Origin of the sequence: Halovivax sp., from assembly GCA_007119345.1 — an archaeon.
GTDB lineage: Archaea > Halobacteriota > Halobacteria > Halobacteriales > Natrialbaceae > Halovivax.
This window is the reverse complement of the sequence record SKPV01000009.1, coordinates 1-11,002: the sequence shown is the minus strand read 5'-3', so window position 1 is coordinate 11,002 and position 11,002 is coordinate 1. Positions and strand designations below refer to the sequence as shown.

Genomic DNA, 11,002 nt, shown 5'->3' with positions numbered 1-11,002 from the left:
TTTCGTCGCCGTCCTCGCACGGAGGCTTCACCGATTTCGTCGCCGTCCTCGCACGGAGGCTTCACCGATTTCGTCTCCGCCTCTGCGGGGCCGTTTCACCGATTTCGCTCCTCCCCTCGTGCCGTCGTACCCATACACCAGTTCAGTTCGTAATCATCGACGGATTATGCATGCGAGCGCGACCGCGGGTCGTCCCGGCAATCGTCGATCGATCCCCTCGCCAGCGTTGCGATCGCGTTACTCCCCGGTGATCGCGGTATCGCCGACGGCTGCCTCCGCCTCCTCGAGCGCGGTTCGAGCCGCCAGCACGATCGCGTGCGGCCACCCGAGCGGGGTCGCGCTGTCCGGAGTCCCGTCGTCGAACACCTGTTCCGGGAGGTAGCCGCCGTCGACTCGGAGCGAGCCGTCGAGATCAACGATTTCGGCGAGCGTGCGCGCCCGACGGTCGAATCGCGCGGCCTCCGACCGATCGTGGGCGGCGAGCAGGTTTCGTAACTCGAGAGCGGCGTGGGCGCCCCAGGCGGTGGTGACCGACCAGATTTTTGGCGCCGCCTGTTCCCGGCGGCGCCAGGGGTCGTCCTCGAACCGGGCCAGCCCCTCGACCGGACCGTCGGGGTCGCGATAGAGCCCGTCGAGGGTGGTTTCGACGTGGGAGACGAGCCGGTCGAGGCGTTCGCCGTCGATCTCGCCGACCGCGTCGTAGCGCAGGTGGGCGGCGGCGAGCGCGAGGGTGCTTCCGTCGAGGCGCTCGTCGAGGTCCCCGTCGTCCGATCGCAGGGCGTAGGTCTCGCGGTCGGGGACCCAGAGCGCGTCGAGTCCGTCGTACACCTCGGTCGCCCGCGTTCGCGCGCGGCTCGCGAGTTCGTCGTCGACCGGTGCGGCGGCGACGCTGGCGTAGGCGTCGAGGTAGGTCGCCGTCGTGTGGGCGAAGCGCCCGGTCATGTTCTCCCAGGCGTTCTGGACGCGGCCGGGGAGCCCGTCGTCGTCGACGGTCGCCTCCAGCCCGTCGAACGCGGCGACGACCGTCTCCCGGACGTCCGCGTCGTCCGGATCGACGTGTCGGAGGTAGTCGGCCAGGTAGCCGGTGACGCTCGCGGTCTGGTCGGCCTGGTACTCCGCGGTCTCTGTATCCTCGAGGCGACCGTTCGCCCACCCGGGCGCGAGGCTCCCGCTGTACGTCCAGACGCGGTGGGGCCAGGTGCCGTCGGCGAGCTGGGTGTCGACGTAAAATCGCGCGCTCGCGGCGTGCCACTTTTCGAGTCCGAGGTCCGCGCGCCGATCCGCGGCGAGCAGGAAGCGAGCGATCTCCGCGTCGTCGCGGAACCAGGTGTAGCCGTATCCCCCCGAGTTCCGGAAGAACGGGTCGAACTCCGGGCCCGCGATGCGCGCCCCGTTCGGCGCGCGCAACAGCGCCAGCGCCCGAAGCTCGACGAGCTCGTCGTCACCCGCGTCCGGGAGCCGGCGGGCGTACTGTTCGCGTCCGGCCGCGAGCAACGCCCCGCGGTCGTCGTGGGCGGATGCGGCCTCCCGAACGCGCCCCAGGGCGTCGTCTCGTCCCCCGTCTTCGTCCTCGTCCCAGAGGAGGGTCGCGACCGTGGCGCTCGGCGGTTCCCCTTCGAGGCCGATCTCGGCCGTCACGACCGGACTGAGCTGGACTTCCTCGTACCGACCGGCGTCGTCGTTCGCGAGGCGCGGGAACGCGGTCGGTTCCGGCGAGAGGACCTCTTCGAACCGCGGCGGTATCTCGCCGCCGACGTCGATCGGCGTCGACGCGGACGCGAAGTCGCGCTCCCGGTGGTGGAGGACTTCTACCGCGTCCCCGTGGCGGAGCTGGCCGACGCGGCCGGCCCGTCCTTCGGGGGCGAACGCGAAGCACGCGTAAAGGGCATCGACGTCGGCGACGTCGTCCGCTCGCAGGTGGGTCAAGTGGAGCCGTCCCACGGCGAGGTCGTACTGCACGACGGGCTTCCCGTCGACGTCGTGTCGCGTTTCGACCACGGCGGTGTCGTCGACGTAGCGCTGTCGGTCGCCGTCGAGCCAGAACACGTTCCCGTCGACCTCGACGCCGAACCGAGAGCGTTCGATGCCGGTCAGTCCGCAGAGTGGATAGCTGAAGTCCCTGAGCGATCCGTCGCGCGAAACGTGGACGAGTCGATCGTCGAGCCCGGTAAAGCGCCCCGTCGTCGAGCGGCGCTCGCCCGGAAAACGAGTGGGCGAGCCCCGGTTCCGCTTGAAGTCGTCGAGAGCGGCGTGCAACTCCATCGTCGGGAGAGTCGGCCTCCGAGCAATTAAACTTTGTTGTAATATGTATTCTCACTTTTCGGATGTCGTCGCGCCGGTCGACGGCCGAATCAACTCGTATCCGACCCGCGCCGTGTTTCTCGTCGGCCGATGTCGAATCCGCGGGTCTCGATTCGGTCCCTCGGCGGGGTCCGTCGGCCGTCGAGCGGGGGATGGCGCGCACCGTCCGGGTGCGAGTTCGGAATCCGAGAGCGGCCGGAATCGGGAAACGGGCAGAGATCGGGAAGCGATCGACCGGATCCGGCCACGCGCGAGGCAGCTACCGGAATCCTTTTTCCCGGATCGCTCGAATCCGTGACGTACCGAGTACTCATGGATGACGGGGACCTCGCGGCGATGCTTTCGCGGTTCGGCCTCTCCGAGAAGGAGATAGACACGTATCTGGCGATCCTGGAGCGAGGGGAGGCCAAGGCGAGCGAGATCGCCGATGCGGCGGACGTCTCGAAACGGTACGTCTACAGCATCAGCGAGGAGCTCGAGACGCGCGGCTTCGTCGACGTCGACGATCACGCGGTGCCGACGGTGATCCGGCCGGTGGCGCCCGAGCGGGTCGTCGACCGCCTCTCGCGTAACGTCGAGGCGATGGAGCCGGAGATCCGTTCCCGATACACGGCGACGGCCGAAACCGGCCAGCAGTTCGAAGTGATCAAATCACGTCAGACGGTGCTCAAGCGGATCGAGAGCCGGCTCTCGAACGCGGAGACCGAGGTGACGCTCTCGGTGCCCGCGAGCGTCCTCCCCCACGTCCGGGAGACGCTCGAAGAGACCGTCGACCGGGGCGTGCTGGTCTTGCTCCTCCTGGGGGCGACCGGCGAGGACGACGTCGACCTCGCGTCGGTCGCCGGCACGGCGAGCACCGTCCGCACGTGGGAGGCGCTCGTCCCGACGATGCTCACCGTCGACGGACGACACGGTTTGCTGACGCCGAGCCAGATGCTGACGAACGCGAGCCGGGACACGCGCGCGATCGCCATCACGCAGGAGCAGCTGGTTCCGGTGTTCGTCGGCTCTTTCCTGGCGAACTACTGGCCGGTCGCCGAGGAGCGGTACGTGGCGACGCCGGACGACCTCCCTCGCACGTACGAGGGCTTTCGGAACGCCGTGTTCCAGATCGCGCTCCACCGCGCCACGGACACCCGACTCGAGGCCAGCGTGGAGGGCGGTCCGGTCGGCGAGCTGGACCTCCGCTCGCCGATCACCGGCGAGGTCAGCGGGGTTCGTCAGAGCCTCGTTCGACCGGTGACGTCGACGCTCCCCGTCGAGAACGCGTTCGAGCTCGCGATCGACGGAGACCGCGTCTCCGTCGGCGGCCCGGGAGCGTTCCTCGAAGACGTCGAAGCGAGCTCCGTGACGCTGCGCCGGCTCGAGGAACCCGCCGGGTGATCGACCGACCGAGGAACCCGCCGAGTGATCGACTGACCGGACGGGAAGCGGCCGACGACGGCCGCGGCACTCCAGATTTTTCGGCCGTGAGTAAATCTTTTCAGCCCGGTCGACGAACGGAGCGCCATGACGGACACGACCGCGTGCGGCGCGAGCGAGGCGCCCCACGCCCGGACGAAAGCCGACCCGATCGCCGCGGGGGCCCGGACGGTCCCGATGGCCGACCGCACCGTTCCGACGGCCGGGGAGCGGGCGACCATCCTGCGGGCCCGATTCGGGAGGGCTCGGCCATGAGCGCTCGCGGCGACGTGCGCCGGCGCATCGTCGACGGCGGCGTGGTGGCCGTCCTCCGCGGCGTCGATCGGGAGCGGATCGTCCCCGCGGCGCGTGCGATCGCCGACGGCGGCGTCACCGGAATCGAAGTCACGGCCGACGACCCGGGCGCGACCGAGAAGATCGCGGCCATCGATCGCGAGCTCGAGGATCACGAAGCCGTCTTCGGCGCCGGGACGGTCCTCGACGCCGCGACCGCGAGCGCGGCGATCGACGCCGGCGCCGAGTTCGTCGTCTCGCCCCACACCGACCCCGAGGTGATCGAGACCTGCAACCGCCGGGGCGTCCTCTCGATGGCCGGCGTGATGACTCCGACGGAGGCGGTGACCGCCCTCGAAGCCGGTGCGGACGTGCTCAAAGTGTTCCCGGCCAGCACCGTCGGCCCGAGCCATCTCTCGGCGCTCGCCGGGCCGCTCGGCCCGGTCGACCTCGTTCCGACGGGCGGGGTCACCCTGGAGAACGTTCGGGACTTCGTCGACGCCGGGGCGATCGCCGTCGGTATCGGCGGGGCCCTGGTCGACGGCGAAGCGATCCGGCGCGGCGCGTACGACGAACTCGAGTCGCGGGCCGCTGACTTCGTCGACGCGATCGAGGAGGCACGCGAGGAGTAACGCGCCCGTCGATCCGACCACCGAGGCTCGAACGGAGACGCGCCCGTCGATCCGGCCACCGAGGCTCGAACGGAGACGCGCCCGTCGATCCGGCCACCGAGGCTCGGGCGCCAACGCGCCCGTCGAGCCTGCCGTCGACGCCAGCGACGGATACCGAGTTCACCTTCAGACGGACGGCGGATGTCTCTCGGTCACGCGGTCGCGTCGTCGGCTCCGCGTCGCAAGGCCTATCCCCGACCCGCAGGTAAATGCACGCATGGACTTCCCGCCGAACCAGGGTATGGATCAGAACGAGGTCAACGAGCACGTCGACGACCTGCTCGCGGAGGAGGAGGTCGTCCTCTTCATGAAGGGCAACGAGCTGATGCCCCAGTGTGGCTACTCGCGGCGCGCGCTCGGGCTCATCGCCCAGCACCGCGAGGACGTCGAGACCGTGGACGTTCTCGAGTCCCTCGACGAGTACCGGGCGGCACTCGAGCGCCACAGCGGCTGGGAGACCATCCCCCAGACGTTCGTCGACGGCGAGTTCGTCGGCGGCAGCGACATCCTGGTGGAACTCGACGAGCGCGGCGAGCTGGCGGAGACGCTGAACGCGGAGTGATCCGCCGACCGACCGACGCGGGACGCGCACCGACCGATTCCGTGTCCCGATTCCGGTCCACACGATCGATTCGTGCCTCGAGGACCGGATATATACGGTCAGTTGGATCCGGTATGCAACAGCAGTTCATATAAGCCACCCGCCCGTATGCTAAACCGAGAGACCAACGCCCGCATTCCCACTCATGTCATCAGAGGAATCCAGCCACGTGTATCGTCTGCACTCGACGCTCGAACTGCCACTCGAAGACCTCCACGACCACATCGATTCGGCGACCTATCCGGACGGGGTCACCGACGTGGAGATCACCCGACGCAACAACACCCTCATTCTGAAGGCCGTCGCGGAGGACGAAAGCGTGAGCAAGTACACGCCGACGGCCCAACTCAAAGCGAGCGTCACCGAGAACCGGGTCTACGAGGAAGATCCCGAGGAGCGACGCAACGCCTTCCGCTGGGAGGACGACGAGGAAGAGGAGATCGAGTCGGAATTGGTCGAGTACGCGGCGTTCAAGGGTGATCGGGAGACGGTCCTCCAGAACTCGCTGTTGCAGTACGAGATGTTTCTCGTCCTCCGGGACATCGCCGAAGCCTCCGAGAAGGGCACGCTCACGGCGATCTCCGAGCGCGACGGCCAGTTGGAGGCGACGCGGGTCGTCGACGGCGAGGTCCGACCCGCCGACGTGGAAGTGGTGGAAGGCCCGCGAGACAGTACGAGCACGAAGTCGGGCGTCAACTGGCGGGACAACAAGTTCATCAGCGACTGAGAGTCCGCGCCAACGCGGCGGATGATGCGGAACACTGGAGGAAAAGGATTCTCGGTCGCTCACCGATGTGGGGGAAGAAATCGACGAATCCGCAGCAGGACGCCGGAACCGCAGCCGCTTTTTCAGTTTCACTCCGCTCGGATGACCTATTTACCTCTCCGAAACGAAGAGTAATTTGAGGAGAGACGTACTATGACGCCCCGCGCAACGTGCACCGAGTGTCGATGGGTGTTCCAGTCGGACGACCACGAAGCGGTTTCCGACGCCCTCGAACGACACGCTCGAAAGGAGCTGCACCACGTGGACTTCCGTCGGTCGAATCCGGCTTCGATGTAGCCGGTCGCCGTCGTCATCGATCGAATCGACGAGCGGTTCGCGGTCCGGAGCGGTCGGACTCTTCGCTCCCACCGGAACTCGGTTAGTCGTCTTCGTTCACCGGTTCCCGGCCCCGCCCCGGCTAGCCGCCTTCGTTCATCGGTGCCCGGCCCCGCCGGCGTTTCTCGCCACGACGAGCATTGTCCGGTCGGGCCGCTCCCGCGTCGAGCGAGAATTTTCGGGCGGTCCCCTCTCGCGCCGTACGAGCGGAGGCCTCGTGCTCGGAGGATGGGCAGGAAGGCCCGGACGATCGGTGGCTTCGATCCACCAGAATTACGAGGGAGATCCGCAAACGCCGTCGGTGGACGTCGTCGCCGACGCCGGTTCGACCACGATGATCGTCTCCTCGGCGGACTCGATCCGCACACGGTACCCCGCGTACCCGAACTGGATCGAGAGCGCCTCGGTCTCGCTCTCGGCGAGGACGCGCTCGAGGGCGTCGGGGTCGGCCACCTCGTAGAGCGGCGGCAGTTCGATCGGGTCGACGCCCTTCCGGTCTGCCACCATCTCGACGATCGCGAGGGTGATCTCGGAGTCGGGGTTCATGCACGTCCGGATTCCGCCGACCACTATAACTCCCGGCGATCATTTTCTGACGCGCGTCTGACGCAGGTCCGACGGGCGGGCGGAACCGAACGCACGCCCGACCGGTCGACCCCGCTCGGTCCCGGTCCGGTCGACCCCGCTCGGTCACGGACCGGTCGACAGCGCCCGGTCGCCGTCCGGTCCATTCCGCCCGGTACCCGTCCGATCGACTCGGTTCGGTCACCGAGAGGCTCGCGCCGCTCGCCCGCCGAGCGGCGGTGGTCTCCCACCCGCGTCAGGCCAGCCGCTCGGAGGCGATCTTCGCCCCCTCGACCAGCGCCTCGAGCTTCTTCCAGACGAACGGCGGGTGGACGAGGTTCGCGCTCATCACGGTCTCGAAGCCGCAGTCGCAGCCGGCGACGATTCTGGACGGGTCGCCCACGCTCTCGGCGAACCGTTCGAGCCGGTCGGCGACGACGGTCGGGTGTTCCACGGCGTTCGTCTTCACGTCGATGACGCCGGGAACGAGCGTCCAGTCGCCCGGGAGCGGGTGTTCGGCGATCGTCCGGTACTCGTGGGCGTGGCGGGGGTTCGCGCCCTCGATCACCAGCCCGCCCGCGTCCGCTTCGTAGATTTCGTCGACGACGTCGCCGAGCGCCACGTCGTGGTGGTGCGGGCCGGGGTAGTTGCCCCAGCAGGCGTGGAGGCGAACCCGATCGGCGGGGACGCCGTCGAGGGCGACGTTGATCGCCTCGACGTACGTTTCCACGCGCTCGCGAAACTCCTCGATCGAGGCGTCCTCGTCCGTGAGGGTGAACCCGGCGAGCAGCTCCGGCGCGTCGACCTGCAACAGCGCGCCGTGGTCTGCGATCGTCGCGTACTCGGTCCGGAGCGCTTCGGCGAGGTCGAAGAGGTACGATTCGACGTCGTCGTGATACTCGGACTCGGTGAACCTGACGACGGCGCCCGGCGACGGGGCGGTGTGGAATCGATCGGCGAACGAGATCCCCTCGGCCTCGACCGCCTCGTCGAAGCGAGCGAGCTCCGCCTCGAGCTCGTCAGCCCCGACGTACTCGATCGGTCCCGTCGCGATCGGTCCCCCGATGTTCTCGATATCGCCCAGCGCTCGCTCCGCAAACTCGGGGAACTCAGCGAGGTCGGCGGGCAGCGCGCGCTCGGCGAACCGATCTGCGTACCCCGAGAGGCGGTTGGTCACGTCCACCGAGTACGCGAGGCGGGGCTGTTCGCCGTCGTTCGCCACGTCGACCCCGACGTCGGCCTGCTTTCGGACGACGTCTCGGACGGCCCGGCCGACGGCGTCGTCGAACGCCCTCGAACCCGGTTCGTCGTCGCTCCGGAGCGCGTCGCGCACCGCCTCGGAGCGGGGCAGACTGCCGACGTGCGTGGTCTGGATGAGTGTCTCGTCCGACATCCGTGTTCACTCGTACGTCTCTACTCGTCGCCGGGCGGATTAGTATCTCCTCCCTGTCCGCGTCCGTCGGCTCGGTTCGAGAATCGCTCTCTGCGCGTACGCCGATCTCGTCTCCGATTGGCGTCCAGTTTGTCCTCGAACGGCGTCCAGTTCGTCCGTGAACCCCGTCCAGTGCGATCCTGAACCGCGTCCGGTTCGTCCGTGAACGGCGTTCAGTTCGTTCCCGAATCGCGTCTCCGTCGGAAGGGGACCGAGCACCTGGGCGTTCGCCGTTCACTGGCAAGCACTGGGACTACCCCCCCGACGGTAGTCCGCTAGGTATGGTCGACGAAGACCTCGAACTCGAGAGAGACCTCGGCGATGCGACGATCGTCTACGAAGACCCCCACGAGGGTACCGTCGAGCGGACGGTGCCGAACGAACACGTGGCGTACTTCCAGGATCACTGGATCATCAAGACCGACGAGGACGACCAGGGGAACGACATCGTGCGTCGAATCCCGTCCAGGCGGGTCCACTACGTCGAGCGGTCCGTCGAGGAGTTCGAAGAGGAGATCAAGACGCTGTTCGATCGCGTCGAATCCGTCGCGACGCGACTCCAGACGAAGATCCCGATCGGCGGCGGTGGCGGTCGAGAGGAGCGTCGGGACGATCCGTACGAGATCGACGTCGACGCCGGCGAGTGACGCGCTCGGCCAACCGGCGTTCCTCCGGGCCGTCTCTCGCCCGATCTCTCCGCGGGGAGGTCCGCGTCGCGAGACCGACCGTCAGTCTCCGCCGGATCGGTTTCCCCCGTCGCGTCGTCTCGCGGTGACTCACCCGGGCGGATCGATCGGACCCGGATCGTTGTCTCCACACCCGTGGCGGTAGCGGAGAGAGAAGCTTCGCTCCCTGTCCTCGGGGGCGTCGATCGTCTCCTGCGTGATCGTCTCGGTGACTTCGTACACGTCGATCCGGACGAGTTCGTCCCCGTGTTCGTCCGGCCAGCTCTCACAGAGGTGGTCGGCCAGGAGCGGCGCGACCTCGGTGTGCGAACCGCCCCGGCGAACGCTGTTCATGTAGAACCGCTGTCGATACGTGTCGTGTTGCTTCTGGAGTTCGTCGTGGGCCCGATCGTACGTCAGCGGGCGCCCGTCGTTGAAGACGTCGATCCGATCACCGCCCACCGTCTCGGCCGGAAAGACGTAGTACCGGTCGGTCGACCGCGGGTTCGGCGCGAACACGCTCCAGGGTGGCTGTTCGATACCGGCCGCCGCCGCGACGGTGTGGACGTGCTCGACCCCGGTCGTCTCCTCCAGGGCCTCCTCGAAGCGCTCTTCCTCCGGTCGGTCGTCGTCCATGAACACCCAGACCTGCGCGGGGACGACCAGCGCCACGATCAGGATGGTCGCGACGATCACCACGAGCGATCCCCGGTAGACGCCCGATCGTGCGCGTCGGAGGCGTTCGTCGTCGACGCTCGCACGCGGGAGGGCGGCGGCGACTCGACGCCCTCGTCGGTCGAGCGCGGACCGGAGCGACTCGAGGCGATCGGCGAGTCCCGCCGCCCGGGCCACGGCGCCCGCGTCGCGCCAGAACTGCGCCTGGAGGAAGAGCGTCAGGCCGGCGATCGCGACGTAGGCGAACGCGCCGATGCGGACCGTCACCGCGAAGGAGGCGTGAGCCCCCACGAACATGAACGTCAGGAGCATCCGTGGTCGACCCCACAGGAGGATCAACAGCGGCGAGCCGAGCAGCATGAAGTACCAGGCCAGTCCCCCGTACTGGAGCAGCGTGGGGAACGCGCGCAACGCGTCCCCGAGGAGGAACGTCATCTCGTCGATTCCGAAGATCAGCGGCGTCGCCTCGCCGCTGGTCCAGAGGTCGGACTCCCGCTTGTGGACCCCGTTGACGACGTACATAAACACCATCTGGCCCAGGGCGAACGCCGTCGCCACGTTCGCAACGGACGCTCGGGGCGCGCGTTCGCGGTGGACGGCGTCCACCGACCACCGCTCGCCGAGGGGCAGGAAGATCGCCCAGAACAGGAGCAGCCGGAAGAGCGTGTCGGCGTAGCTCAGTACGAACGGGTTGTGGTGGTCGAGCGAGACGACCAGCAGGAACGCACAGATCGTCGCGAGCCGGGTCTTGTAACCGATCAGTAGCTGGAGGGCGATCAGCCCGGTGAGGACGAACAGCCCGGCGATCAGCGCCGGGTCCGACGTGAGGTAGTAGACGGAGACGGCGTAGTCGGGCGTGTGCTCCATCGCGAGCGACTGCGGGACGACGCCGTCGTCGGTGTAATAAAACGAGAAGTTGCGCGAGCGGAGCGCGAGGTCGGCGAGCACGAGCAGCGCGAGGAAGACGCGGAAAGCCGCGAGCGAGCGGGTGTCGACGCGAACGCAGCTCCCGAACGCGCTTCGAAGGGTCACTACGGGATTGGAGGGCGGGGCAACCACGGGTGGGACACGTAGGGACACATACAATTCGGGTGTAATATTCGTTTCTATCGGCAACCGCATTCGACGGTCGGCAGCCGTTCCGAACGCGATGGTTCGGCAGCCGTTTCGAAGGCGACGGTTTGCCAGCCGTTTCGAAGGCGACGGTTTGCCAGCCGTTTCGAAGGCGACGGTTTGCCAGCCGTTTCGAAGGCGACGGTTTGCCAGCCGTTTCGAAGGCGACGGTTTGCCAGCCGT

At 68.0% G+C, this 11,002-nt stretch carries 10 protein-coding genes; 6 read left to right on the top strand and 4 right to left on the bottom strand.

The features are described from left to right. Positions 1-237: 237 nt before the first annotated feature. A complete protein-coding gene (locus QZT59_RS00615; protein WP_290810008.1) occupies positions 238-2,262 on the bottom strand; it encodes a glucan 1,4-alpha-glucosidase in 2,025 nt (674 codons plus the stop codon). A 351-nt stretch (positions 2,263-2,613) separates the two neighbouring features. Here QZT59_RS00615 and QZT59_RS00610 point away from each other — a divergent pair, with 351 nt between their 5' ends. The 5 genes from QZT59_RS00610 to QZT59_RS00590 all read left to right on the top strand — a co-directional run bounded on the left by QZT59_RS00610 (position 2,614) and on the right by QZT59_RS00590 (position 5,995). Further along, on the top strand, positions 2,614-3,684 hold the full coding sequence (locus QZT59_RS00610; RefSeq protein ID WP_290810010.1) for a TrmB family transcriptional regulator sugar-binding domain-containing protein: 1,071 nt from the start codon (positions 2,614-2,616) through the stop codon (positions 3,682-3,684). Positions 3,685-3,810: 126 nt separating this feature from the next. After that, complete coding sequence (locus tag QZT59_RS00605; protein WP_290810006.1) at positions 3,811-3,978, top strand: hypothetical protein; 168 nt, start codon at positions 3,811-3,813, stop codon at positions 3,976-3,978. Beyond that, on the top strand, positions 3,975-4,628 hold the full coding sequence (locus QZT59_RS00600) for a bifunctional 4-hydroxy-2-oxoglutarate aldolase/2-dehydro-3-deoxy-phosphogluconate aldolase (RefSeq protein ID WP_290810004.1): 654 nt from the start codon (positions 3,975-3,977) through the stop codon (positions 4,626-4,628). Before QZT59_RS00605 ends, QZT59_RS00600 begins: the two co-directional genes overlap by 4 nt. A 256-nt stretch (positions 4,629-4,884) precedes the next feature. Beyond that, positions 4,885-5,229 (top strand): glutaredoxin, encoded by a 345-nt coding sequence (locus QZT59_RS00595; protein WP_290810002.1) that lies wholly within the window; start codon positions 4,885-4,887, stop codon positions 5,227-5,229. A gap of 184 nt (positions 5,230-5,413) precedes the next feature. Then, positions 5,414-5,995 carry a hypothetical protein gene (locus tag QZT59_RS00590; protein WP_290810000.1) on the top strand — a complete coding sequence of 194 codons (582 nt, stop codon included), beginning with the start codon at positions 5,414-5,416 and terminating at the stop codon, positions 5,993-5,995. A 648-nt stretch (positions 5,996-6,643) separates the two neighbouring features. On the opposite strand, the gene QZT59_RS00585 is transcribed toward QZT59_RS00590, so the two are convergent. Further along, positions 6,644-6,916 carry a HalOD1 output domain-containing protein gene (locus tag QZT59_RS00585; RefSeq protein WP_290809998.1) on the bottom strand — a complete coding sequence of 91 codons (273 nt, stop codon included), beginning with the start codon at positions 6,914-6,916 and terminating at the stop codon, positions 6,644-6,646. 274 nt (positions 6,917-7,190) lie between these two features. After that, on the bottom strand, positions 7,191-8,327 hold the full coding sequence (locus tag QZT59_RS00580) for a methionine synthase (RefSeq protein ID WP_290809996.1): 1,137 nt from the start codon (positions 8,325-8,327) through the stop codon (positions 7,191-7,193). 320 nt (positions 8,328-8,647) lie between these two features. Between QZT59_RS00580 and QZT59_RS00575 the strand changes: the two genes are divergently transcribed. Further along, positions 8,648-9,013 (top strand): hypothetical protein, encoded by a 366-nt coding sequence (locus QZT59_RS00575; RefSeq protein WP_290809994.1) that lies wholly within the window; start codon positions 8,648-8,650, stop codon positions 9,011-9,013. Positions 9,014-9,142: 129 nt separating this feature from the next. Here the strand turns inward: QZT59_RS00575 and QZT59_RS00570 are convergent, their stop codons facing one another. Further along, entirely contained in the window at positions 9,143-10,738 is a 1,596-nt protein-coding gene (locus QZT59_RS00570) for an HTTM domain-containing protein (protein WP_290809992.1), read from the bottom strand. Between the last annotated feature and the right edge of the window lie 264 nt (positions 10,739-11,002).